The 23,702-nt window shown below is 58.1% G+C and carries 23 protein-coding genes; 7 read left to right on the top strand and 16 right to left on the bottom strand.

Annotated elements, in window-relative coordinates:
* Positions 1 to 27: 27 nt before the first annotated feature.
* From tehB to mgtE, 3 genes are all read left to right on the top strand, one after another.
* Complete coding sequence (gene tehB, locus J1C59_RS05260; RefSeq protein ID WP_128085709.1) at positions 28 to 642, top strand: tellurite resistance methyltransferase TehB; 615 nt, start codon at positions 28 to 30, stop codon at positions 640 to 642.
* Between the two features lie 100 nt (positions 643 to 742).
* Positions 743 to 928 carry a YfgG family protein gene (locus tag J1C59_RS05255; protein ID WP_128085705.1) on the top strand — a complete coding sequence of 62 codons (186 nt, stop codon included), beginning with the start codon at positions 743 to 745 and terminating at the stop codon, positions 926 to 928.
* A gap of 123 nt (positions 929 to 1,051) precedes the next feature.
* Positions 1,052 to 2,485: a magnesium transporter gene (gene mgtE / locus J1C59_RS05250; protein WP_140916992.1), complete on the top strand. Its 1,434-nt coding sequence runs from the start codon at positions 1,052 to 1,054 to the stop codon at positions 2,483 to 2,485.
* On the opposite strand, the gene J1C59_RS05245 is transcribed toward mgtE, so the two are convergent.
* Both J1C59_RS05245 and J1C59_RS05240 read right to left on the bottom strand, forming a co-directional pair.
* Positions 2,486 to 2,983, bottom strand: coding sequence for a helix-turn-helix transcriptional regulator (locus J1C59_RS05245; RefSeq protein ID WP_128085704.1), 498 nt, complete (start codon positions 2,981 to 2,983; stop codon positions 2,486 to 2,488).
* Between the two features lie 20 nt (positions 2,984 to 3,003).
* A complete protein-coding gene (locus tag J1C59_RS05240) occupies positions 3,004 to 3,249 on the bottom strand; it encodes a hypothetical protein (RefSeq protein ID WP_128085703.1) in 246 nt (81 codons plus the stop codon).
* A 193-nt stretch (positions 3,250 to 3,442) separates the two neighbouring features.
* Between J1C59_RS05240 and J1C59_RS05235 the strand changes: the two genes are divergently transcribed.
* On the top strand, positions 3,443 to 3,622 hold the full coding sequence (locus tag J1C59_RS05235; RefSeq protein WP_128085702.1) for a DUF2158 domain-containing protein: 180 nt from the start codon (positions 3,443 to 3,445) through the stop codon (positions 3,620 to 3,622).
* A gap of 30 nt (positions 3,623 to 3,652) precedes the next feature.
* Here J1C59_RS05235 and J1C59_RS05230 read toward each other — a convergent pair whose 3' ends face one another.
* The 3 genes from J1C59_RS05230 to guaB all read right to left on the bottom strand — a co-directional run bounded on the left by J1C59_RS05230 (position 3,653) and on the right by guaB (position 7,841).
* Positions 3,653 to 4,426 carry a DUF3750 domain-containing protein gene (locus tag J1C59_RS05230; protein WP_128085701.1) on the bottom strand — a complete coding sequence of 258 codons (774 nt, stop codon included), beginning with the start codon at positions 4,424 to 4,426 and terminating at the stop codon, positions 3,653 to 3,655.
* A 299-nt stretch (positions 4,427 to 4,725) separates the two neighbouring features.
* A complete protein-coding gene (gene guaA, locus J1C59_RS05225; protein ID WP_128085700.1) occupies positions 4,726 to 6,306 on the bottom strand; it encodes a glutamine-hydrolyzing GMP synthase in 1,581 nt (526 codons plus the stop codon).
* Between the two features lie 68 nt (positions 6,307 to 6,374).
* Positions 6,375 to 7,841 (bottom strand): IMP dehydrogenase, encoded by a 1,467-nt coding sequence (gene guaB, locus J1C59_RS05220; protein WP_128085699.1) that lies wholly within the window; start codon positions 7,839 to 7,841, stop codon positions 6,375 to 6,377.
* A 168-nt stretch (positions 7,842 to 8,009) separates the two neighbouring features.
* Between guaB and xseA the strand changes: the two genes are divergently transcribed.
* From xseA to J1C59_RS05205, 3 genes are all read left to right on the top strand, one after another.
* The gene (gene xseA / locus J1C59_RS05215; RefSeq protein ID WP_128085708.1) at positions 8,010 to 9,383 is read left to right on the top strand and encodes an exodeoxyribonuclease VII large subunit; all 1,374 of its coding nucleotides are present in this window, start codon (positions 8,010 to 8,012) and stop codon (positions 9,381 to 9,383) included.
* Between the two features lie 108 nt (positions 9,384 to 9,491).
* Positions 9,492 to 10,505, top strand: coding sequence for a M4 family metallopeptidase (locus J1C59_RS05210; RefSeq protein WP_128085698.1), 1,014 nt, complete (start codon positions 9,492 to 9,494; stop codon positions 10,503 to 10,505).
* Positions 10,502 to 10,834 carry a protealysin inhibitor emfourin gene (locus J1C59_RS05205; RefSeq protein WP_128085697.1) on the top strand — a complete coding sequence of 111 codons (333 nt, stop codon included), beginning with the start codon at positions 10,502 to 10,504 and terminating at the stop codon, positions 10,832 to 10,834. Before J1C59_RS05210 ends, J1C59_RS05205 begins: the two co-directional genes overlap by 4 nt.
* A 40-nt stretch (positions 10,835 to 10,874) precedes the next feature.
* Here the strand turns inward: J1C59_RS05205 and J1C59_RS05200 are convergent, their stop codons facing one another.
* From J1C59_RS05200 to ndk, 11 genes are all read right to left on the bottom strand, one after another.
* Positions 10,875 to 13,316 (bottom strand): glucose/quinate/shikimate family membrane-bound PQQ-dependent dehydrogenase, encoded by a 2,442-nt coding sequence (locus J1C59_RS05200; RefSeq protein ID WP_140916993.1) that lies wholly within the window; start codon positions 13,314 to 13,316, stop codon positions 10,875 to 10,877.
* Between the two features lie 301 nt (positions 13,317 to 13,617).
* Positions 13,618 to 13,839, bottom strand: a complete 222-nt coding sequence (locus tag J1C59_RS05195) for a zinc ribbon domain-containing protein (protein ID WP_128085696.1) — start codon at positions 13,837 to 13,839, stop codon at positions 13,618 to 13,620.
* A gap of 60 nt (positions 13,840 to 13,899) precedes the next feature.
* The gene (gene der / locus J1C59_RS05190; protein WP_128085695.1) at positions 13,900 to 15,390 is read right to left on the bottom strand and encodes a ribosome biogenesis GTPase Der; all 1,491 of its coding nucleotides are present in this window, start codon (positions 15,388 to 15,390) and stop codon (positions 13,900 to 13,902) included.
* A 174-nt stretch (positions 15,391 to 15,564) separates the two neighbouring features.
* Complete coding sequence (gene bamB / locus J1C59_RS05185) at positions 15,565 to 16,746, bottom strand: outer membrane protein assembly factor BamB (protein WP_128085694.1); 1,182 nt, start codon at positions 16,744 to 16,746, stop codon at positions 15,565 to 15,567.
* Between the two features lie 19 nt (positions 16,747 to 16,765).
* On the bottom strand, positions 16,766 to 17,383 hold the full coding sequence (locus J1C59_RS05180; protein ID WP_128085693.1) for a YfgM family protein: 618 nt from the start codon (positions 17,381 to 17,383) through the stop codon (positions 16,766 to 16,768).
* 33 nt (positions 17,384 to 17,416) lie between these two features.
* A complete protein-coding gene (gene hisS, locus J1C59_RS05175) occupies positions 17,417 to 18,697 on the bottom strand; it encodes a histidine--tRNA ligase (protein ID WP_128085692.1) in 1,281 nt (426 codons plus the stop codon).
* A 105-nt stretch (positions 18,698 to 18,802) separates the two neighbouring features.
* Complete coding sequence (gene ispG, locus J1C59_RS05170) at positions 18,803 to 19,924, bottom strand: flavodoxin-dependent (E)-4-hydroxy-3-methylbut-2-enyl-diphosphate synthase (protein ID WP_128085691.1); 1,122 nt, start codon at positions 19,922 to 19,924, stop codon at positions 18,803 to 18,805.
* Positions 19,925 to 19,963: 39 nt separating this feature from the next.
* The gene (rodZ, locus tag J1C59_RS05165) at positions 19,964 to 20,974 is read right to left on the bottom strand and encodes a cytoskeleton protein RodZ (RefSeq protein ID WP_140916994.1); all 1,011 of its coding nucleotides are present in this window, start codon (positions 20,972 to 20,974) and stop codon (positions 19,964 to 19,966) included.
* Positions 20,964 to 21,689, bottom strand: coding sequence for a type IV pilus biogenesis/stability protein PilW (gene pilW, locus J1C59_RS05160; protein WP_128086890.1), 726 nt, complete (start codon positions 21,687 to 21,689; stop codon positions 20,964 to 20,966). The genes rodZ and pilW overlap by 11 nt, the downstream gene beginning before the upstream one ends.
* A gap of 80 nt (positions 21,690 to 21,769) precedes the next feature.
* Positions 21,770 to 22,939 carry a dual-specificity RNA methyltransferase RlmN gene (rlmN, locus tag J1C59_RS05155; protein ID WP_111139148.1) on the bottom strand — a complete coding sequence of 390 codons (1,170 nt, stop codon included), beginning with the start codon at positions 22,937 to 22,939 and terminating at the stop codon, positions 21,770 to 21,772.
* Positions 22,940 to 23,125: 186 nt separating this feature from the next.
* Positions 23,126 to 23,557, bottom strand: a complete 432-nt coding sequence (gene ndk, locus J1C59_RS05150) for a nucleoside-diphosphate kinase (RefSeq protein ID WP_003848684.1) — start codon at positions 23,555 to 23,557, stop codon at positions 23,126 to 23,128.
* Positions 23,558 to 23,702 lie beyond the last annotated feature (145 nt).

Below are 23,702 nucleotides of genomic sequence, written 5' to 3'. Positions count from 1 at the left end.
GGCGCCCTTTTAACTGAACTGAAGATGATGACACAACCAACCGCACCGATTTCAGGCGATAACTATTTCGCCGAAACCTATGGCCTGACGCCGCCCCACTCCGAAGTGGTGGCCGCGCTGCCTAAGCTGACCGTCGGCAAGGCACTTGACCTGGGCTGCGGCGTGGGCCGCAATACGCTGTTTCTGAATCAGCACGGTTTTGACGTCACGGCGTGGGATCACAACCCACAGAGCCTGGCGCGCCTGCAGGCCATTATTGAGCAGGAGGCGCTCAGCGGCATCCACACCGGGCAGCGTGACCTGAATAATACGCGCTTCAACGGCGGCTTCGACTTTGTGCTGTCGACCGTGGTGATGATGTTTCTGCAGCCGCAGACCATTCCTCAGCTGATTGCCGATATGCAGGCCTGCACCGTCAGAAACGGCTATAACCTGATTGTTGCGGCGATGAACACGCCGGATATGCCCTGCCCGTCGGATTTCGCCTTTGCGTTTAAGTCGGGTGAACTCAGCCACTACTACCGCAACTGGCACATCGTAAAATACAACGAGCACCCCGGTCAGCTGCATCGCACCGACGAAAACGGCAACCGCATTACCTGCCGTTTCGCTACGCTGCTGGCGCAGAAGGCGAGCTACTGATTTTTATCTGCTGTTTTTTTCTACAGCGATTGATTTCATCAGGCGACTGTGACTAAATATTGCAGTCGCCCTGCATGGGTCATTACAGGAACCACCCCGCGTGAACAGCGCTATTTCTCCCCGAAGACGTCAGAAAACCGGCACCATGACCCGTATTGTGTTGCTGATCAGTTTTATCATTCTTGTTAGTCGCCTGATTTTTATCCTGCCTGCTGCCTTCGAGCATCATCAGCAACAGAAAACGAGCCCCGAGCCGGTTGTCATCACAACAGGTGATACGCGCTAACGCATCGTAATTTTTTCGCCTGAAACCTGAACATAATCCAGACAACCGGACGCTTTTTTGCATCCCTTTTTCAGGCGAAACGCTACACTTCGTGCTGGTGCTTTCAGACTAAAGGGATCAATTGTGTCTGCCTCTCACTCTCAACGTTTAAGTGAAATACGTCATCGCATTCTGACGCTGCTGCTCAACGAGCACGATCTGGTTGATGCGCTGCTGGAGAAATCCGGCGATCTCAGCCCTGAGCAGCAACGTGAAAATGCGGTCCGGCGCGATGCGCTGGAACAGGACATTCTGCAACTGCACGCCGCTGACCTCGCGGATATTCTCGAAGCCTTGCCCGAGGAGGAGCGTCAGGCGCTGTGGCGGCTGGTGCCGAATGAACGGCGCGGCCATGTGCTGGTGGAAGCCTCTGAAACGGTCTGGGCCAGTCTGACCGAAGAGATGAGCGACCGCGATATCCTGCGCGCCATCCAGCCACTGGATATCGATGACCAGGTCTGGCTGGCGCGTTATCTGCCTCGCGACCTGACCGGACGCCTGCTGGCGACCGTCGAGCCTGCGCTGCGTGCCCGTATGCTGAGTATGGTGCAGCTTGACCGTGACCGCGTGGGCCGCGTAATGGATTTCAATATCCTGACGGTGCGCGAAGATGTCACGCTGGCGACCGTGCAGCGTTTTCTGCGCAAGCGCAAAAGCATGCCTGGCGGTACCGATAAACTCTTTATCACCAATAAACAGAATCAGCTGCTGGGTGAGCTGATGCTGACCGATATCCTGCTTAATAAACCGACCACGCGGGTCAGCGACGTGATGAACCCGCGGCCAACCACCTTTCAGCTCAACGACAAAGCCGAAGATGCGGCCAGCGCCTTTGAACGTTATAACCTGATCTCTGCCGCCGTCACTGATGCAAAGGGCAAACTGATTGGCCGCGTCACCATCGAAGACATCATCGACCTGGTGAATGCCGAAAACGAAAGCAACATCCGTAAAATGGGGGGTATCAGTCAGGAAGAGGACGTGTTCGCGCCGGTTCGCAAATCGGTGCGCAAACGCTGGGCCTGGCTGGCTATCAACCTCTGCACCGCCTTTGTCGCCTCCCGGGTTATCGGCCTGTTTGAAGGCACCATTTCCCAGATCGTGGCGCTGGCGACGCTGATGCCGATCGTCGCCGGTATCGGCGGCAATACCGGCAACCAGACCATCACCATGATTGTGCGGGCGCTGGCCTTACATCAGGTTGAACCGGGTAACTTCTCGTTTCTGATCGTTCGTGAACTCGGCGTTGCGCTGATCAACGGTCTGTTCTGGGGCGGCATCATGGGCGCCATTACCTGGCTGATGTATGACAATATGGCGCTCGGCGGCGTGATGATGCTGGCGATGGCGCTGAATCTGCTGCTGGCCGCACTGATGGGCGTTCTGGTGCCGCTGGTCATGACCAAAATGAAGCGTGATCCGGCGGTGGGCTCCAGCGTCCTGATCACTGCGCTGACCGATACCGGCGGCTTCTTTATCTTCCTGGGGCTGGCGACGCTCTTCCTGCTGCCGCACTGATCAGGCCTGCACGCCATAGCGTTGCAGCGACCCGTTGAGATTGCGCTGCCGGGTGACCCGGGCCAGCTCGCGGGTCGCGGCAGGCAGCGCATAGTCACCGCGCTGGCTCAGCCACTCCAGCACATCCGACAGATGCCAGATAGCGGTTTTGCCGTCATGCACGGGCAGCGGAAAGGGAGGACGATGGCTGAGCATCAGCTTGCGCATATTCTGCCGGGTCATGCCGACGATCTCTGCCACATCCGTTAAGCCGACAAAATCGGGGGCGGCCTCCACCAGCGTGGCGCCCGGAATGGCACGCTGCACATCCGCTTCCGCCTGAATCAGCGCCGCCGTTGCCGAGTCCGCTTCCCGGATAAACTCCAGGGCGATCCGGCCTGGCATCCCCAGCCCGATCAGCGCATCATGACAGCCTGACGCGGCCAGCGTTTCCAGCATCGCATCCGCCGGCTCATGCCCTTCCGGCAGGCTGAACCGCAGTGTAAAACAATATTCCATATGCCTCTCCTTGTGCTGCATCAGGACTTCAGATAGTGACAGTGATCGACCACCCGCCGCAGTGCGCAGGCATGCTGATGGGCATTTCCGGGTGTGCTCCAGATACAGGTCAGACAAAATTCCCCGCACCGGCACGTCAGCAGATTTTTCGGGCAGCACATCTTTCCCCAGGCGTGATGACCGCTGGTGACCACCAGCCAGCCATGAGATTCGGCGTAACGCAATGCCGTCTCGATCTCTTTGTTGGGATGCCGTTTCCTTGCCATATTTTTCCCTATCCTGACGCTGAACCGAGCGGTTGTCAACTGACAACTCAGCGAAAATATCTTCGTGCGACGTAGCATGCGCAGACTTTTTCTCGCAGTAAAACAGCCAGGGTATAAACTGGAAAACGGTACGCAAAAAATCATCAGCGCCACTTTTCACATGGCGTCATTAACAGCAAACAGCGGAGGCAGGATGTTTAAAGCAGAGGATTTTGTTCAGTCGAAAACCGGCGGCCCAAAAATGCAGGTGCTTCGGGTCGAAGGCGACACCCTGTGGTGCGCGCGGGTGGATGATGCAACGAAGAAGGAGATTGAAGTCAACGCAGAGAGCGTCAACCTCTATCACGAAGAGGGTGACTTTGGGGTCTGCTGAGATGAAATGGCCCCGGTCGGGGCCTGACTGTCAGGGCTTATCCTGCTGAAGATTATCATTGCCCAGCCCGCCGATGAACGGCAGCCGCAGCCGGAACGGCATAAAATCGAGTCCCATATTCAGCCCCAGCAGATTCACCTCAAACCCCTCTTCCGCGCCCAGTGTCACGCCCGCCACACCCAGAATCGACACCTGCACGCCGCGCCCGGAAGGGGGCAGCCCGACTGGACGCCACAGTGGCCGGTAATCTTTACCCAGCGCGTTCGCGGGCAGATCAAGCTTCAGGGCTGGCACTTCCCGGCCGATATGCGCCAGGAAGGTGTTGCTGTTCGGCCCAGGCCAGGCACGGTAAGTGGTCGGCCACGGATAAGATTGAATCGCGGCTTCAATCTGCGGGATCATCGCCTGCGCTTCCGGCCCACGGTGCTCCACCAGCAGCCTGGGTTTTGCGCCATACCAGTAGCCATCGGGGAGGCTGGAATTGCGGCGGACTTTATCGCCGCTGCCCCAGCTGATCACTTCATAGCGCGTGTAGCGCGTTTCACCGGCACGCTTGAAGATGATCCAGGGATGCACCGCTACCCGCCCTTTCCAGCCATAGGTCGGCGCGGCGTAGACCTGAACGATAGCCAGGCTGTACAGCGCGCGCGGATCGGGCGCGATACCGGCTGAATCGCGGCGGGCCGTTGCCCAGCCGCCCCGCTCTGCGGTTTCACCGTGACGCGTCGCCTGCGCGATGCTGGCACCCAGCGACAGCAGCAGTACGGCAACAAAAAACAGGCTGAACACTTTCAGTGAGAGCATGACAACATTCCTGATGGCGTAAGGATCACGACGTGCCCGATTAGCAGGCATTTCAGTAAGCGGCTTGAGGATACGGATTATCGAAGCGGCGGATAAAAGCAGGACACAACGAGCAGCAGGTGCAGGCTTTTACTGCAGGGAGAATAGCGTAATTTCTGGCAAAGTGAACAGAAAATCGCCAGCGATGCGTGTGGATGTGCTGAAAAGTTAAAACAGGCCTTGCGGGGGATTAAGCCGGTAAAAAAGCCCGCGGGTCAGCGGGCTTCAGAAGGGTCAGGCGTTAATCCGCCGGAGAGGGGTTATTCCCACTCAATCGTTGCCGGTGGCTTACCGCTGATGTCATAGACTACGCGGGAGATGCCGTCGACTTCGTTGATGATGCGGTTAGAGACGCGGCCCAGGAAATCATAGGGCAGGTGCGCCCAGTGAGCGGTCATGAAGTCGATGGTTTCCACTGCACGCAGCGAGACAACCCAGTCATATTTGCGGCCATCGCCCATCACACCGACCGAACGGACCGGCAGGAAGACGGTAAATGCCTGGCTGACTTTGTTGTAGAGATCCGCTTTGTGCAGCTCTTCGATGAAGATGGCATCGGCACGACGCAGCAGGTCGCAGTACTCTTTCTTCACTTCGCCCAGCACGCGCACGCCCAGACCCGGACCCGGGAAGGGATGGCGGAACAGCATGTCATACGGCAGGCCCAGCTCCAGACCAATCTTACGCACTTCGTCTTTGAACAGCTCTTTCAGCGGCTCAACCAGGCCCATCTTCATCTCTTTCGGCAGGCCACCGACGTTGTGGTGCGATTTGATGACGTGTGCTTTACCGGTGGCCGACGCCGCCGACTCAATCACGTCAGGATAGATGGTGCCCTGCGCCAGCCACTTCACGTCCTGCAGCTTCAGCGCCTCTTCGTCGAACACTTCCACAAAGACGCGGCCGATGGTTTTACGCTTCGCTTCCGGATCGTCGATGCCAGCCAGCGCATCCAGGAAGCGCATTTCGGCCGGGACATGGATGATGTTCAGACCAAAGTGGTCACCGAACATATCCATCACCTGCTGTGCTTCGTTCAGGCGCAGCAGGCCGTTGTCCACAAACACGCATGTCAGACGGTCGCCAATCGCACGATGCAGCAGCATCGCCGTCACGGAGGAGTCCACACCGCCTGACAGACCAAGGATCACTTTGTCGTTGCCAACCTGCTCGCGCAGGCGCTCAACCGCATCTTCGATGATTTTGGCTGGCGTCCACAGGGCTTCACATTCACAGATGTCGATGATGAAGCGCTCCAGCATCCGCAGACCCTGGCGGGTATGGGTAACTTCCGGGTGGAACTGCACGCCGTAGAAACGCTTCTCTTCGTTGGCCATGATGGCAAACGGACAGGTTTCTGTGCTGGCAACGGTCACGAAGTCCGCCGGGATGGCCGTGACTTTGTCGCCGTGGCTCATCCAGACATCCAGCAGCGGTTTACCGGCGGCGCTGATCGCATCTTCGATATCGCGAACCAGGGCGCTTGGCGTGGTGACTTCAACCTGCGCATAACCAAACTCACGCTCGGTTGAGCCCGCCACTTTGCCGCCCAGCTGCATCGCCATGGTCTGCATACCGTAGCAGACGCCCAGCACCGGCACGCCCGCGTTGAAAACATATTCAGGCGCGCGCGGGCTGTTCAGCTCAGTGGTGCTTTCCGGGCCACCGGAAAGGATGATGCCGCTTGGGTTGAACGCGCGGATCTGCTCTTCAGTGACATCCCATGCCCAGAGTTCACAATAGACGCCGAGTTCGCGCACGCGGCGTGCGACCAGCTGAGTATATTGTGAGCCGAAATCGAGAATCAGAATGCGGTGCTTATGGATATTTTCCGTCGTCATTGAGGGTTTTCCAGAACGGTGACTTGAACAATAAAAGCGCCCGGCTAAAGCCGGGCGGGAAATCGGGATTATGAACCCATGCGGTAGTTCGGTGACTCTTTGGTGATGGTCACGTCATGTACGTGGCTCTCGTTGATGCCCGCGCCGCTGATGCGGACAAACTCCGCTTTGGTACGCAGGTCATCAATGGTCGGGCAGCCGGTCAGGCCCATGCACGAACGCAGTCCGCCCATCTGCTGGTGAACGATCTCTTTCAGACGGCCTTTATAGGCTACGCGGCCTTCGATACCTTCCGGCACCAGTTTGTCTGCGGCGTTATCGGTCTGGAAGTAGCGGTCTGAGGAGCCTTTGGACATCGCGCCCAGGGAACCCATACCGCGATAGGATTTGAATGAACGGCCCTGATAGAGTTCGATCTCACCCGGAGACTCTTCGGTTCCTGCCAGCATCGAACCAACCATCACACAGGATGCACCGGCCGCGATCGCTTTCGCGATGTCACCCGAGAAGCGGATACCGCCATCGGCAATCACCGGAATCCCGGTGCCTTCCAGCGCAGCGACGGCGTCTGAAACGGCAGTGATCTGCGGTACACCCACGCCGGTCACGATACGGGTCGTACAGATAGAGCCAGGGCCGATACCTACTTTCACCGCGCTCACGCCCGCGTCAACCAGCGCCAGTGCGCCCGCACCGGTCGCCACGTTACCGCCGACGATCTCCAGGTCCGGATATTTTGCACGGGTTTCGCGGATGCGTGACAGCACACCTTCAGAGTGGCCGTGAGAAGAGTCAATCAGCAGCACGTCAACGCCCGCCGCGACCAGCGCATCGATACGCTCTTCGTTGCCGGCACCGGCACCCACCGCCGCACCGACGCGCAGACGACCCTGCGCATCTTTACAGGCGTTAGGTTTACGTTCGGCTTTCTGGAAGTCTTTAACGGTGATCATGCCCAGCAGATGGAAGCTGTCATCCACCACCAGCGCTTTCTCGACGCGTTTTTCATGCATTTTGTGCAGGACAACGTCGCGCGCCTCGCCCTCTTTTACCGTAACCAGACGATCTTTCGGGGTCATGACGGCAGAAACAGGCTGAGAGAGGTCGGTGACAAAGCGCACGTCACGACCGGTGATGATCCCCACCAGTTCGTTGTCGCCGTTCACCACCGGATAGCCTGCAAAACCGTTACGCTCGGTGAGCGCTTTGACATCAGACAGCGGCGTGGTCGGCAGAACGGTCTGCGGTTCGGTAACGACGCCGCTCTCGTGCTTCTTCACCTTACGCACTTCATCCGCCTGGCGTTCGATCGACATGTTTTTGTGGATGAAGCCCAGACCGCCTTCCTGTGCCAGCGCAATCGCCAGGCCCGCTTCGGTGACGGTATCCATCGCGGCGGAGAGCATCGGAATATTCAAACGGATATTTTTGGTCAGCTGCGTGCTGAGGTCGGCCGTGTTTGGCAGGACGGTGGAGTGAGCAGGAACGAGCAGAACGTCGTCAAAAGTGAGTGCTTCTTTAGCGATTCTTAACATGGCAATACTCCACCTCGGGTGATTGAGATTAGATAAAATATTGCCGCGGCATTATACAGGCCGTAATCGATTGCCTCCACTATTTTTTACGAAAAACTCTTGATCCGCTCTGGCAGGACTGTAGTATCGATGAATTAACCTCCTGATTTGGAATTTGATCTTCGTCACATGTCGCTGCCACCGATCGCCAATATTTTTACCGTCAGCCGCCTCAATACGACAGTGCGTCAGCTGCTGGAGAAAGAGATGGGCCTGGTCTGGATCAGCGCCGAGATCTCCAATTTCACACAGCCGGCATCCGGTCACTGGTACTTTACGCTGAAGGATGATGGCGCGCAGGTTCGCTGTGCCATGTTCCGCAACAGCAACCGCCGCGTGACCTTCCGGCCTCAGCACGGTCAGCAGGTGCTGGTCCGCGCCAATATCACACTCTATGAGCCGCGCGGCGACTATCAGCTGATTGCCGAAAGCATGCATCCGGCGGGCGAAGGTCTGCTGCAGCAGCAGTTTGAACTGCTGAAGGCAAAGCTGGCAACCGAAGGCCTGTTCGAGCCGCAGCACAAGCAACCGCTGCCGGACCCGGCGCATCAGGTCGGGGTGATCACCTCCTCTACCGGCGCGGCGCTGCATGATGTGTTGCGCGTGCTGCATCGTCGCGACCCCTCCCTGCCCGTTGTGATCTATCCCACCGTGGTTCAGGGCGTTGATGCCCCGGCGGCTATCGTCCGGGCGATCGAAATCGCGAACCTGCGCAATGAATGCGACGTGTTAATTGTCGGTCGCGGCGGCGGATCGCTGGAAGATTTGTGGAGCTTTAACGACGAACGCGTCGCGCGCGCCATCTTTGCCAGCCGCATTCCCATCGTCAGCGCGGTCGGCCATGAAACGGACGTGACCATTGCCGACTTTGTGGCGGATCTGCGTGCGCCCACCCCCTCCGCCGCGGCCGAGCTGGTCAGCCGGAATCAGGTTGAGCTGCTGCGTCAGTTACAGTCGCAGCAGCAGCGGCTGGAGATGGCGATGGATTACTATCTGGCCCGCCAGCAGCGGCTCTACAGTCGTCTGGAGCATCGCCTGCAACAGCAGCATCCTCAGCTGCGCCTGGCCCGCCAGCAGACGGCCCTGTTCCGTCTGCAGCAGCGTCTGGGTGAGGCGATGGAAAATCGTCTGCGCCACGCCACGCGCCAGCAGGATCGTCTGCTCCATCGCCTCAGCGCGCAGCAGCCGCAGCAGCGTCTGTTTGAGGCGCAGAAACAGCTGCAGAGCTGGCACTATCGCCTGCAGCAGAGCATGGAAAAACAGCTGAACAGCCGCAAACAGATCTTTGGTCAGCGGGTCGCTCAGCTGGAAGGCGTCAGTCCGCTGGCCACGCTGGCGCGAGGGTTCAGCGTGACCACCGACACCGCCGGTCAGGTGGTGAAAAACACCGGACAGCTTCAGAGCGGCGATCTGCTGCGCACCCGTCTTGATGATGGCTGGGTGGAAAGCCAGGTCACGCAGTTAGTGCCCGAGAAAAAACGCCGCCGCAAAAACCTCGCCTGATTCCGCCGCCCTGCCCGTTTCTCTGATTAACGCTGGCCTCACTGATGAGGCCTCTCCAGCCTGAGGGTCTATACTTTCTGGACCATTCCTGATGCCAAGGAGTCTCATATGGCTTACTGCGTTATTCCTCCCTATATCCTTCGTAAGATCATCGCTCACGGTTCCGGCCACCAGCAGGAGCAGGCGCGCCGTACTCTGACCCACGTTCAGCACCTGATGGCCGAGCACTGGCAGAAGCCAGCGGTGGCAAAAACGGCCGCAGGCGGCCATGTGGATCGTGAAATTTATGATGCGCAACGCCAGCAGACCCTGCCGGGTAAGCTGATTCGCCAGGAGGGCCAGCCGGGCAATGGCGATGTGGCGGCGGACGAAGCCTGGGACTACCTGGGCGTGACCTACGATTTCTTCTGGCAGGCGTATCAGCGTAACTCGCTGGATGGTCAGGGCCTGAAGCTGCCGGGTACCATCCACTACGGTGATAAGTATCAGAACGCCTTCTGGAACGGTCAGCAGATGGTCTTTGGCGATGGTGACGGCGAGATCTTCAATCGCTTCACGATTGCGATCGACGTGGTGGCACATGAGCTGGCCCACGGCGTCACGGAAAATGAAGCCGGGCTGATCTATTTCGAGCAGGCGGGCGCGCTGAACGAATCGCTGTCGGATGTCTTCGGCTCGCTGGTGAAGCAGTTCAGTCAGAAACAGCCTGCCGATGAGGCGGACTGGATCATCGGCGAAGGGCTGCTGGCAAAAGGCATTAACGGGCGTGGCCTGCGATCCATGTCTGAACCGGGCACCGCCTATGATGACCCGATGCTGGGCAAAGACCCACAGCCTGCGCATATGGATCACTATGTGAAGACGCGTGAGGATAATGGCGGCGTGCATATCAACTCCGGCATTCCTAATCGCGCGTTTTATCTGGCGGCCACAGCGCTGGGCGGCTATGCGTGGGAACAGGCGGGTTACGCCTGGTATGACACCCTGTGCGACGATGAACTCCCGCAGGATGCGGACTTCAAAACCTTTGCCCGCTTCACGGTTCAGCACGGCGAAAAACGGTTTAATCAGTCGGTCAGCAGGGCTATCGAACAGGCGTGGAAGGAGGTTGGCGTGCTATGAGTGACCTGCCCGAACTTACCGATGATGCTACCGTCGTCGTCGCACGGGAAGGCGGCATGGCTTTTCTTCCGGGGCTGCGCGCCGAGCGGCGCTTTATGCTGGGCGAACTGCCTCCGCCTGAAAAACAGCGGGTCTGTCACGCGCTGGAGCAGGCCATGCCGCTGGGCGAACCCGAGGAGAAAGCCGCACAGGTGGGCAGCGGCGACCAGCGCTATTTCCGCATTCAGATTCAGTATGCGACGCGGCGGGAGTCCGGCACCATTGTGCTGCTGATTCCGGAACAGGTGGCGCCGCCTGAACTGCAGGCGCTCTGGCGCGACGGGAAATAAAAAAAGGGCCGACAGTGTCGGCCCTTTTGTTTGCTGGTCGTTACTTGCTGTCTGGCAGCGCGTAAGCAATCACATAGTCACCGCGATCCGGTGACTGACGTGCGCCACCCGCCGAGATCAGAATGTACTGCTTGCCATCTTTTGGTGAGACGTAGCTCATCGGGCCGCCCTGGCTGCCGACCGGCAGGCGTGCTTTCCACACCTCTTTACCGGTTGAGGCATCAAAGGCGCGCAGATAGTAATCCTGCGTACCGGCGATGAACACCAGGCCACCCTGCGTGGCCAGCGTACCGCCCAGCGTTGGCATGCCGATTGGCATTTTCATGCGCATCTTGATGCCAAACGGACCGGTATCCTGCACCGTACCGACCGGAACCTGCCAGACGATTTTCTGGGTTTTCATATCGATCGCTGACAGCGTACCGAATGGCGGTTTCTGACAGGGGATGCCCAGCGGCGACATGAAGCGGTTTTTGTTTACGGCATAAGGCGTGCCTTTCAGCGGAACCGCACCCATACCGGTGTTGATCGCTTCACCGCCGTTGCTGCCGCGCGCCGTGTTGTGGGTATCCGCCGGGATCATCTGCACCCACAGGCCCAGACGCATGTCATTGACGAACAGCAGATGGTTGTTCGGATCCATCGACATGCTGCCCCAGTTCATTCCCCCCAGCGAACCCGGGAAGCTCAGAGACTTGTCGGTATCCGGCACGGTGAACAGGCCGTTGTAGCGCATTGATTTGAAACCAATGCGGCACGCCAGCTGATCAAACGGCGTCGCGCCCCACATGTCAGACTCTTTCAGCGTCTGGTTGCCAATCTGCGGCATGCCGGTGGAGTGTGGCTGAGTTTTGGTGTACTGCTCGTTCGGGATATGACCCTGCGGCATCGGCAGCTCTTCGACTTTGGTCAGCGGCTTGCCGGTCATACGGTCAAGCACGAAGATCATGCCGGTTTTACCGCCAATCACCACCGCTGGCGTGGTGCTGCCATCCTTCTGCGGGAAGTCGATCAGGCTTGGCTGCATCGGCAGGTCGAAGTCCCACAGATCGTTGTGAACGGTCTGATAGACCCACTTCTCTTTGCCGGTGGTGGCATCCAGCGCCAGAACCGACGCCCCATATTTGTGATCCAGTTCGGTACGGTTCGCGCCCCAGAGGTCAACTGACGAGCTGCCCATCGGAATAAACACGGTGTTCATTTCCGGGTCGTAGGACATCGGTGCCCAGGAGTTCGGCGTACTGCGGGTGTACTCTTTGCCCGGCATCAGGATCGCATTCGGATCCGCATTGCCCGGGTCAAACGCCCAGCGCATCTGGCCGGTGATGACGTCGAAGCCACGCAGTACCCCACCCGGCATGTCTGTCTGCACGTTGTCGGCAACGCGACCGCCGACCACCACAGTGGTGCCCGCCAGGGTTGGCGCGGACGTCAGCTGATACTGCGGATCCGGCGCCTGACCCAGGCCGGCTTTGAGATCGACAATGCCGTGATTACCGAAGTTTTCACAGAACTCACCGTTGTCGGCGTTGATAGCAATCAGACGCGCATCGATGGTGTTCATCAGGATACGGCGCTGACAGCTGTCGCCAGCGGGCAGCACAGCGGCAGGCACCGGCGTGGAGCCTGGCTTGTCTGGCTGCTGCAGCGGTTTGGTCGCATCAAAGTAGGCCAGACCACGGCAGCGTGGCCAGACTTCCGCCTGTGCATTGATTTCGCGTTTCCAGATCTGCTTACCGGTATTGGCTTCAACGGCGATGACGTTGTTGTGCGGTGTGCAGAGGTAAAGCGTGTTGCCGACCTGCAGAGGGGTCTGCTGATCTTCTGCGCCGTTACCGGTCGGGCTGACCGGGGTATCGCCGGTGCGGAAGGTCCAGGCCACCTGCAGATCTTTTACGTTGTCGCGGGTGATCTGATCCAGCGCGACGAAGCGGCTGCCCTGAGGGGTATTACCGTAGTTATCCCAGTCTTTCTGCTGTTTTGCCTTATCCACCGGGATCAGCGGCAGCTCTTCGCCTGTTCCTGCCACGGTCGGATGCGGCTGGAACATCTGCACCAGGGTCGCCACCATGCCGGCCGCCAGCAGCGCAGAGAAGAGATAAGCGGGTTTCGCCAGTGAGTGCTTACCTTCACGCTTGCGCAGTGAAGGCCAGATCAGGAAGGCCAGCAGCGTCAGTCCGGCAGGCACCATCAGACGGGAAACCAGCGGCCAGAACTCCAGACCCGCGTCGAACAGCGACCAGATCAGGGTGCCGACGAAGACCAGCAGGAACAGAACCGCTGCCGACGATTTGCGGCGGAAGAACTGAACGGCGGAGAGGATCGTGACGATACCCGCAATTAAAAAGTACCAGCTGCCGCCAAGGGCGACCAGTTTGCCGCCGCCGATGGCAAAAAACAGACCGGTGGCAAGCAGCACCAGCCCGAGCAGCACGGATGCAATTCCCAGCCCCTTTCCGGAGCGGGAGGATGTTTCAGCCATAACACTTACTCTCCTGAATAAACAGAGCGACCGGACAGGACGCATCCGGACTCCGTTCCACAATGAGTGCGGCACAGAGCGTCGCTCAGTTTCAAATCGAATATAAACAGACCCGCGTCCGTGAGTTTCTGTGGGCCGGAAGAGCATGAATTGCGCTGCCTCTCCCACGACGCGGCAGGATTGTACCACCTGGTACGTTACAGAGTGAACATATACAACGCATTTGTTACGACGCAATAGCATTTTTGCTACAAAAAAAGGGCCAGGGTAACCCGGCCCTGGCAGAGAGTGGCAAGCAGGTTCAGTGCGCCGGTAAGCGGAAAAGCAGGCGCGCCCGGGCGATCAGGCCATGCCCGTTGCGGCAGAAATAGTCCGTTGCGCCGCAGGCTCTGAGTACCTCAAGAGGCGCCTGGCACGTCGGGCAGCAGGGCTGCGCGGGGAAATGGGCTCCACAGCCAGGACAGATAAATTGGCCGTCGCGGAGCGACAGCGGTTGCTGACAGGATTCACAACGTTCACACATTCTGCACCTCCGGTCGCCGGTTTCGGGCGAAAAAAAAGAGGGCCTGCTGGCCCTCTCCGTTTAACGCTTGTTCTTTTTCATGTGCGCCATGAGACGCTTACGCTTACGCTGCTGGGTCGGTGTCAGCAGGTTACGCTTGCCTTCATAAGGGTTTTCACCCTCTTTGAACTGAATGCGGATAGGCGTGCCCATCACGTTCAGCGATTTACGGAAGTAGTTCATCAGGTAGCGTTTGTAAGAGTCCGGCAGATCCTTAACCTGATTACCGTGGATCACCACGATAGGCGGGTTATAACCACCGGCGTGTGCATATTTCAGCTTCACGCGACGGCCGCGCACCAGCGGTGGCTGATGGTCGTCTGCCGCCATGTTCATGATACGGGTCAGCAGCGAGGTGTTTACGCGACGGGTCGAGCAGTCATAGGCTTCGGTGATCGACTCGAACAGATTACCCACACCGCTGCCGTGCAGCGCAGAGATAAAGTGGATACGTGCGAAATCGATAAAGCCCAGACGGAAGTCCAGCGTCTCTTTGACTTCGTCACGCACTTCCTGCGACAGACCATCCCATTTGTTGACCACGATCACCAGCGAACGACCGCTGTTGAGGATAAAGCCCAGCAGCGAGAGGTCCTGATCGGAAATACCGGCGTGGGCGTCGATAACCAGCATGACCACGTTGGCATCTTCGATCGCCTGCAGCGTCTTGATGACCGAAAATTTCTCTACGGTGTCCGAGATTTTGGCACGCTTACGCACGCCTGCGGTGTCGATCAGAACGTATTCACGTTCGTCGCGCTCCATCGGAATATAGATGCTGTCGCGGGTGGTGCCCGGCATGTCATAGACCACGACGCGGTCTTCACCGAGGATACGGTTAGTAAGCGTTGACTTACCTACGTTCGGGCGGCCGACAATCGCCAGTTTGATCGGCAGACCGGTCGGGTCGAAGTTCTCTTCTTCCTCTGCAGCCTGCTGTTCCGCCGACTCTTCGGCGTCCAGCGCCGCCCAGTAAGCCTGGTTCTCTTCTTCTTCGGTGAGTTCGACCTGCTCAACCGTTTCCATCCACGGCAGCAGCGCCGTTTCGATCAGGCTGGTAACGCCACGACCGTGGGAGGCAGCAATCGCGTGGATTTCGCCCAGGCCCAGGGAGTAGAAGTCGATCACCGCCTGATCCGGGTCCAGTCCGTCCGTTTTGTTCGCCACCAGGAAGGTCGCTTTCTGACGGGAACGGAGGTGTTTCGCGATTTGCTGATCGGCCGCCATCATGCCGGCACGCGCGTCGACCATAAACAGCACGACGTCCGCTTCTTCAATCGCCAGCAGTGACTGCTCCGCCATCCGCGTTTCGACACCCTCTTCGGTGCCGTCGATACCGCCGGTATCGATAACAATAAATTCGCGCCCTTCCACTTCGGCGCGACCATATTTGCGATCGCGAGTCAGTCCAGGAAAATCCGCTACCAGCGCATCACGAGTGCGGGTTAAGCGGTTAAATAGCGTAGATTTTCCCACATTGGGACGCCCAACCAGCGCGACCACAGGTACCATAACAAAATGCCTCAATAGAAAATGAATCGCCCGAATGGCGTGATTATAACGGCTCTGGCCGTCAAGTTCAGGCTTAAGGCGCAAAGAATACCATGCCTGACTAAAAACGAAACGGCCCCTGATTAAATCAGGAGCCGTCGGAACGGAGGATTTTACCTGCCGGACGTTTACCCGTTAGCGGGTAATCGCGTAAACCTCACCATCTTTCGACTGGATCAGCAGCTTATCGCTGGCGACCACCGGTTCGGTCTGGAAGCCTGAGCTGTCCAGTTTCTGCTGCGCGACAAAACGACCATCGGTGGTGTTCAGCCAGTGCAGATAGCCTTCGCTGTCGCCGACCACCAGATAACCGTTGTAGAGCACCGGCGCGGTCAGGTTGCGATGCAGCAGATCGCTCTGACGCCAGATCGCCACGCCGCCATCCGCGTTCAGTGCAATCACGCGGTCATCCTGATCCACCAGGTAGATACGGCCCGCGTCGACAATCAGATCCTTCACGCCGCCAATTTCGCGTTTCCACAAAATCTGACCGGAGCGCAGATCCAGCGCCGTCAGGTTGCCGTTGTAAGCCAGCGCATACACTACCCCGTTGACGATCACCGGCGTCGTATCAACATCATTCAGACGGTCGATCTCCGTGGCGCCGCTCACCTGGGAAATACGCTGCTGCCAGATCAGCTGACCCTGGTTCATCACGACCGCGCTGACGCGTCCGTTGTCGCCACCGACAATGGCGCCGCCGAAGGCGACCGCAGGGGCAGATTCACCGCGCAGAGACAACGCAGGCATATCCAGGTTGACGCTCCACTTCACGGCACCGCTGCTCTGGTCCAGCCCCTGCAGCATACCGTTGCTGGTGTGAATCAGCACCAGGCCATCGCTGACCACCGGACGCGACAGCGCTTCACCGGCGACTTTGGTCTGCCAGGCCAGGCTGCCATCACTGCTGTTCAGCGCATAAACCTGACCGCGTTCGCTGCCGACATAGATGCGGTCGCCATCTGCCGTCAGGCCGCCCGACAACAGGGCGGAACGATTTTTCGAGAAGAAGCCGGTTTTCTCAGAGAGATCGACTTTCCATTTTTCTTTACCGTCTGCAGCATCCAGCGCTTTGACGATACCAAAGCGGTCAGCAGCGTAAACCGTGCTGTCCTGCCAGGCAGGATGCAGGTTGGAGTAGAAATCACCGACGCCATCGCCTACCGAGGTGCTCCACACTTTCTCTGGCGTGAACTGATTTTCCACCTGAGGCAACGGGGCCATTTTCACTACATCTTCTTCGCCGCTAAACAGCGAACAACCGCTGAGCAAAGTGACTGAAATCAGTCCCGGCAGCAGGTATTTACGTAATTCCATGCGCTCTCTCTTGACTGGCTTAGCTTAAGTTATTCATCTTCATCTGCATCATTTGCTTCAGTGCCGGAGAGGCGTCAGATTCCACCCCTTTACTCCAGGCATCGCGCGCGCCCTGCTTGTCGCCTTTGGCCAGCAGCGCTTCGCCGCGGATATCGGCCACGATGGCTGTCCAGCCATCACCCTTCACACCGTCAAGGGTCTTAAGCGCCGCGTCCGCCTGATTCTGTTGCAGTTGAATGCGTGCCAGGCGCAGGTTAATCACCGCCTGCAGATTGGCATCTTTGGTATCTTTCAGTCCGTTTTGCAGCAGCGTTGCGGCCTTATCGAGCTGACCGGCATCAACATACTGCTTCGCCAGATCCATCGCCGCCAGCGCACCGTAGGTGTTGCTGTTTTCGCTGGCAAAACGGTTAACCGCTTCCAGCGTCTCAGGTTTGCCCGCCTGCATGGCGGTGGTGAGCTGCTGATACTCTGCGGAGACTGTCTTCGCCGTATCGTCCTGATGACTGCTCCAGTATCGCCAGCCCCCCAGCGCAGCAATGCCGATTACCACGCCAATGGCTAACGCTTTACCATTGTTGGCAAAAAAGTTGCGCAGCGCTTCGGTCTGCTCGTTTTCATTGCTATACACTTCCACGCAATCCTTCTCCTTTCTATGGTTGGTGCTGCGTCACGCTGACTGTAACAGTGTACGTAATACAGCAGCAGCCTCTGCCTGATCCCGCGTTTGCTGCTCGCCACGGCGCAGATCTTTAATCACGACCTGACCCGCTTTGACTTCATCCTCGCCTAACACCAGCGCGACGCGCGCGCCCCACTTGTCAGCACGGGCAAACTGTTTCTTGAAGTTGCCGCCGCCGAAGTTTGTCATCAGCCGCAGTTCCGGCGCTTCGTCGCGCAGTTTCTCCGCCAGCTGCATCGCAGCAGACTGCACGCCCTGACCGGAAGCGATTACATAGACATCCACATTGCTCGTCGGTTCAAATTCCGGGTTAACGGCCTGAACCAGCAGCACCAGACGCTCCATTCCCATCGCGAAACCTACGGCTGGCGTGGCGCGACCGCCGAGCTGCTCGACCAGGCCATCATAGCGACCGCCGCCGCAGACCGTGCCCTGAGACCCCAGGCTGTCGGTGACCCACTCAATCACGGTGCGATTGTAGTAGTCCAGACCGCGCACCAGACGCTGATTGACGGTGTAGCCGATACCGGCATCGTCCAGCAGGGCACACAGGCCGCTGAAGTGTTCGCGGGATTCGTCATCCAGATAGTCGCCAAGCTGCGGCGCATCGTTCAGCAGCTGCTGAATCTCAGGATTCTTGCTGTCGAGCACGCGCATCGGATTGCTGTACATGCGACGTTTGCAATCCTCATCCAGCGAGGCTTTATGCTGTTCGAGGAACGCGACCAGCGCGTCACGGTAGTGCGCGCGCGCTTCCAGTGAACCGATCGAGTTCAGTTCCAGACGGACATGATCGGCGATCCCGAGGGCTTTCCACCAGCGGGCATTCAGCATGATCAGTTCCGCATCGATGTCCGGTCCCTGCAGACCAAAGACTTCCACGCCGATCTGATAGAACTGGCGATAGCGGCCTTTCTGCGGACGCTCATAGCGGAACATCGGCCCCATATACCAGAGACGCTGCTCCTGGTTATAGAGTAAACCGTGTTCGATACCGGCACGCACACAGCCTGCGGTGCCTTCCGGACGCAGCGTCAGGCTTTCGCCGTTGCGGTCCTCGAAGGTGTACATCTCTTTTTCAACCACATCGGTGACTTCACCGATGGCGCGTTTAAACAGTGGGGTTTGCTCCACCAGCGGTAAGCGAATTTCGCTGTAACCGTAGCTCGCCAGCGTCTGCTTGAGCACGCCTTCAATCCGTTGCCAGAGGGCCGTATCCGCAGGCAGGTAGTCGTTCATCCCGCGAATCGCCTGAATATTCTTCGCCACGTTAGAATCTCTTAATGCAAAAAAACCTGTCCGGCATCATACCTTATGAGGATGAAACCGCACAGGTTCAGTCAAAAAAGTCACGCACGCAGGCCGCGCACGCCATTATTTTTCCAGATGCTGCACGTCGATACGGCGGCTGGCATCCAGCATCGACGCTTTGGCACGAATACGCGCTTCCAGCTGGTCGATCATATCGTCGTTGTCGAGACGATCGCGCTGACGCACGCCATCCTCGTAGAAGCCGCTCTTCTTACTGCCGCCGGTCACGCCCAGCGTCGAGAGCGTCGCTTCGCCCGGTCCGTTAACCACGCAGCCGATGATAGAGACATCCATCGGGGTGATCAGATCTTCCAGACGCTGCTCCAGCGCGTTGACCGTGCCGATAACGTCGAACTCCTGACGTGAACAGGTCGGACAGGCGATGAAGTTAATCCCACGGGAACGGATGCGCAGTGACTTCAGAATGTCGAAGCCGACTTTGACCTCTTCTACCGGATCGGCCGCCAGCGAGATACGCAGCGTATCGCCGATGCCCTCGGAAAGCAGCAGGCCGAGTCCGATCGCGGATTTCACCGCACCGGCACGCGCGCCGCCCGCTTCGGTGATGCCGAGATGCAGCGGCTGTTCAATCTGCTTTGCCAGCAGACGATAGGATTCGACGGCCAGGAAGACGTCAGACGCTTTTACGCTGACTTTAAACTGGTCGAAGTTAAGGCGGTCAAGATGGTCGACGTGGCGCATGGCGGATTCCAGCAGCGCCTGCGGGGTCGGTTCGCCATACTTTTCCTGCAGATCTTTTTCCAGCGAACCGGCGTTAACGCCAATCCGGATAGGAATATTTTTGTCGCGTGCGCAGTCGACGACCATGCGGATGCGCTCATTGTTCCCGATATTACCGGGGTTAATGCGCAGACAGTCGACGCCATACTCAGCCACTTTCAGGGCGATGCGGTAGTCAAAATGGATATCTGCAACCAGCGGCACGTTTACCTGCTGCTTGATCAGCCTGAATGCTTCTGCGGCATCCATGGTAGGCACCGAGACACGGACGATGTCGACACCGACACGTTCAAGGGCTTTGATCTGATTTACCGTCGCTTCCACGTCCGTGGTGCGGGTGTTGGTCATCGACTGAACAGCGATTGGGGCGCCGTCACCGACCGGCACCTTGCCGACGTAAATGCGCTTAGATTTACGACGGATAATGGGTGCTTCGTTATGCATATATTTCTTCTCCACAATTGCCCGGTACAGAATACGCTGTTATTGCGCACCCAATGTCAGGCGAGCAACCTGGTTATTACGGATAAAACGACTTAAATCAACGGGCTGATTCTGATATTGCACCTGAACCGCCGATGGCGCGCCAATTTTCAGACGATACGGAGGTGTTCCCGCCAGGCTGAGTTTACCACCACTGCGCTGCGTGCCGCTGAACAGTTTTTTGCCGGTGGCGTCGCTGACTTCCAGCCAGCAGTCCGCACTGAAGGTCATGACGACCGCATTCGGGTCAGCCGCCGGTTCGCTGACCGCGGCCGCGCCGACGGGCATCTGAGAGGCGGTGCCGGTGCTGCTGGTCGCAGCAGGCGCCGCCGCCGTGTTCTCTGCCGGTGCCTGGCTCGGCGACACGACGGTGTTGCTGGCCGCGTCCGGCTGGGTAGTGGCGGTGCTGTTGCTGGCGCTGGCAGCCGGTGCCGCCGTAGCAGGCGTGCTGGCCGCGCTGTTGTCGCTGGCGGCGTTGTTGCTTTCATCAGGCGCCGCCGGGGTCGCGCTGTCACCGCTGGTTTCACCCAGCGGAATAGACTGGCTGTTGTCTCCGCTGCCGTTCTGGTCGGTCACCGACACCAGATCGTCCTGTGACGCCTTGTGATTCTGCCACCACCAGGCGCCAGTCAGCCCTACGACCACAAACAGCACCAGCCAGGTGAAAATCATCAGCCAGCCATCGCGTTTCTTGCGGCGCTTGCCCAGGGAGAAACTTTGCATCGGCGCAATTTTGGCTGCCCGGACCGGCGTCTGTTTCGCCATCATCGGCAGCAGTTCCTCTTCAGGAATGTGCACCAGACGCGCATAGGAGCGGATGTAACCGCGCAAAAACGTGGAGGCGAGATCGACGGGCGATTTATCTTCCTCGATGTCACGCACGGTGGTCAGTTTCAGGCACAGGCGTTCAGCAACGTTCTGCTGCGTCAGCCCCATCTGCTCACGAGCCAGACGCAGGCGTTCACCTGTTGAATGTAATGCAGAGTTTTCTTGAGTGGCTTCAGTATTCATTAGCTAAATAACGCTGGTACTGTATCGATTGCGGAAAACGTCGCGCTAACCGGTCGCCATAACGTAAAACGTCAGCGGCATCTCCCTGTAGCGCGGCGAAACGTAAGTGTAACGCCAGACTTCGTGCCGTTTCGGGCAGTAAGTGCTGGTAAACGTCGAGCAAAATCGGCACTGCCGTCAGATGGTTATCTGCCAGCTGCTTTTCAGCTTCTGCCAGCAGCGCGTCCGCTTTACGACGGTCTGCCGCGATGGCCAGCCGGAGCGTCCTGCGGGCTGCGGCATGGTCGCCAGCCTGAAGATAACAAAATCCTGCCAGTTCAAGCGCGTCATTGCGTGCATCAGACTGCTGTGCTGCTCTTGCCCGACTAAACTGTTGATGCGCTTCGTCATACTGCCTTAAAGCGCAGAGAAACGCACCGTAATTGTTAGCAACGAAACCATTATCCGGCGCCTGCTGCTGTGCCAGTATAAAGCGTGCCTGCGCCGCTGTCTGATTACCCTGCGCCTGCGCCAGTCGTGCCAGCGCAAGCGAGACCCGGTAATCCCCGGGGGCGGCGGCCTGCGCGCGCAGGAAATTGCGCTCCGCCGCCGTGTAGTCGCCTCCTGCCAGATAGTGCATACCGAGTTGCAGACGCACCCCGGCAGCACCAGGCTGATGAGGCTGGCTGACACACCCGCTTACAACTAACAGCGCCAGCAGTAATCCGTTACGCATCGACGTTTCCCTCCGGTTCACGTTAACAGGCCGCAGCCTGCCACGCGTTATCCCGTCAGGAAACGTCTGCGATCACACTTCTAGAGTGCCTTCACAGAGATGGCTTCACCCGCCATCTTTTTGCGCATCGTCCGCTTGGTACGGTCGATGACCTCTCCGGCTAACTGCCCGCAGGCCGCGTCGATGTCGTCACCACGGGTTTTACGCACGATGGTGGTAAAACCATAGTCCATCAGGACCTTGGAGAAACGGTCGATACGGCTGTTGGAGCTACGGCCATACGGCGCGCCCGGGAAGGGGTTCCAGGGAATGAGGTTGATTTTACACGGTGTTTCTTTCAGTAATGCGGCAAGCTCATGCGCATCGTCTGTGCTGTCGTTGACGTGATCCAGCAGGACGTACTCGATCGTCACGCGACCCTGATTGGCGTTGGATTTGCCGATGTAGCGTTTTACCGCCGCCAGGAAGGTTTCGATATTGTACTTTTTGTTGATCGGCACAATATCATCGCGCAGTTTGTCGTTGGGTGCGTGCAGGGAGATCGCCAGCGCGACATCGATCATATCGCCCAGTTTATCCAGCGCTGGCACCACGCCCGAGGTGGACAGGGTCACACGACGCTTCGACAGACCAAAACCGAAGTCATCCAGCATGATCTCCATCGCCGGAACCACGTTGTTGAGGTTGAGCAGCGGCTCGCCCATGCCCATCATCACGACGTTGGTGATAGGACGCTGGCCGGTGATTTTGGCTGCGCCGACAATCTTCGCCGCACGCCACACCTGACCAATAATTTCTGACACCCGCAGGTTACGGTTAAAGCCCTGCTGTGCGGTCGAACAGAATTTACACTCCAGTGCACATCCTACCTGGGAAGAGACGCAGAGCGTGGCGCGATCCCCTTCCGGGATGTAGACCGTTTCCACCAGCTGGTCGCCGACGCGAATCGCCCATTTAATGGTGCCGTCAGTGGAGCGCATCTCTTCCGCCACTTCTGGCGCGCGGATCTCCGTCAGTTCCATCAGCCGGTTACGCAGCTTTTTGTTGATGTCGGTCATCTGCTCGAAATCGTCGCAGCAGTAGTGATAGATCCACTTCATGACCTGGTCAGCGCGGAACGGCTTTTCGCCCAGCGACTGGAAGAATTCGCGCATCTGCTGACGGTTGAGATCGAGCAGGTTGATTTTCTGGCTTTTCGGGGAAACGACAATAGGGGATGCGGACGCGGACGTCACAATCTGTTCGGACATAATATTCTCTGGCCTCGTTGTTACACGTTATGGCGCTGTTCAGGGATAGGTGAAAAAATTGCGCCTTCATTAAGCGGAGTCAATGAAGGCGCAATATTGTACAACATCTGCGGCCTGATAACAGGCGGGAGTCACCTCCCCCGGGCAGATTTTTGTAAAGCCGCTGTAACGTTTATCGCCAGGCGATTAACGGGTACGTGGGCAGATTTCGTTTTCGCCGAAGAAGTAGGCGATTTCGCGGGCGGCGGATTCAGCAGAATCTGAACCGTGGGTCGCGTTTTCGGTGAAGCTGTCAGCGTAGTCAGCACGCAGTGTGCCAGCCAGTGCGTTTGCCGGGTTAGTCGCACCCATCAGGTCGCGGTGACGCTGAACGGCATTTTCGCCTTCCAGCACGGAAACAACAACCGGGCCAGAGGTCATGAATTCAACCAGGCCATCGAAGAATGGCTTGCCCTGGTGCTCAGCGTAAAAGCCTTCAGCCTGCTCTTTGCTCAGCTGCAGCATTTTTGCGCCAACGATTTTGAAGCCTGCGCTTTCAAAACGGTTGTAGATAGCACCAATCACGTTTTTAGCGACGGCGTTTGGCTTGATGATAGAAAAAGTACGTTCGATTGCCATGATGACCTCTGTCTTGACGTTCTGAAGAAACCGGTGGCGTCCGCCCCGGTTAAGAAACGGCGCCGATTATAGGGGCTGATTCCGGCATTGCCTATCAGAGATCCCTAATTTGATGAAAATTCTTGATCCACGTCGAAGCAGAGCG

This window comes from Pantoea deleyi, from assembly GCF_022647325.1.
Classification (GTDB): Bacteria; Pseudomonadota; Gammaproteobacteria; order Enterobacterales; family Enterobacteriaceae; genus Pantoea; species Pantoea deleyi.
The sequence above is the reverse complement of the archived record's forward strand: the minus strand, read 5'-3'. Positions and strand labels throughout refer to the sequence as shown.

Bases quoted from the DNA above. Each gene is read 5' to 3' on its own strand.
- tehB (WP_128085709.1), top strand. From the start codon at position 28: ATGACACAACCAACCGCACCGATTTCAGGCGATAACTATTTCGCCGAA.
- J1C59_RS05245 (WP_128085704.1), bottom strand. From the start codon at position 2,983: ATGGAATATTGTTTTACACTGCGGTTCAGCCTGCCGGAAGGGCATGAG.
- J1C59_RS05240 (WP_128085703.1), bottom strand. From the start codon at position 3,249: ATGGCAAGGAAACGGCATCCCAACAAAGAGATCGAGACGGCATTGCGT.
- J1C59_RS05235 (WP_128085702.1), top strand. From the start codon at position 3,443: ATGTTTAAAGCAGAGGATTTTGTTCAGTCGAAAACCGGCGGCCCAAAA.
- J1C59_RS05230 (WP_128085701.1), bottom strand. From the start codon at position 4,426: ATGCTCTCACTGAAAGTGTTCAGCCTGTTTTTTGTTGCCGTACTGCTG.
- guaA (WP_128085700.1), bottom strand. From the start codon at position 6,306: ATGACGACGGAAAATATCCATAAGCACCGCATTCTGATTCTCGATTTC.
- guaB (WP_128085699.1), bottom strand. From the start codon at position 7,841: ATGTTAAGAATCGCTAAAGAAGCACTCACTTTTGACGACGTTCTGCTC.
- xseA (WP_128085708.1), top strand. From the start codon at position 8,010: ATGTCGCTGCCACCGATCGCCAATATTTTTACCGTCAGCCGCCTCAAT.
- J1C59_RS05210 (WP_128085698.1), top strand. From the start codon at position 9,492: ATGGCTTACTGCGTTATTCCTCCCTATATCCTTCGTAAGATCATCGCT.
- J1C59_RS05205 (WP_128085697.1), top strand. From the start codon at position 10,502: ATGAGTGACCTGCCCGAACTTACCGATGATGCTACCGTCGTCGTCGCA.
- J1C59_RS05200 (WP_140916993.1), bottom strand. From the start codon at position 13,316: ATGGCTGAAACATCCTCCCGCTCCGGAAAGGGGCTGGGAATTGCATCC.
- J1C59_RS05195 (WP_128085696.1), bottom strand. From the start codon at position 13,839: ATGTGTGAACGTTGTGAATCCTGTCAGCAACCGCTGTCGCTCCGCGAC.
- der (WP_128085695.1), bottom strand. From the start codon at position 15,390: ATGGTACCTGTGGTCGCGCTGGTTGGGCGTCCCAATGTGGGAAAATCT.
- bamB (WP_128085694.1), bottom strand. From the start codon at position 16,746: ATGGAATTACGTAAATACCTGCTGCCGGGACTGATTTCAGTCACTTTG.
- ispG (WP_128085691.1), bottom strand. From the start codon at position 19,924: ATGCATAACGAAGCACCCATTATCCGTCGTAAATCTAAGCGCATTTAC.
- rodZ (WP_140916994.1), bottom strand. From the start codon at position 20,974: ATGAATACTGAAGCCACTCAAGAAAACTCTGCATTACATTCAACAGGT.
- pilW (WP_128086890.1), bottom strand. From the start codon at position 21,689: ATGCGTAACGGATTACTGCTGGCGCTGTTAGTTGTAAGCGGGTGTGTC.
- rlmN (WP_111139148.1), bottom strand. From the start codon at position 22,939: ATGTCCGAACAGATTGTGACGTCCGCGTCCGCATCCCCTATTGTCGTT.
- ndk (WP_003848684.1), bottom strand. From the start codon at position 23,557: ATGGCAATCGAACGTACTTTTTCTATCATCAAGCCAAACGCCGTCGCT.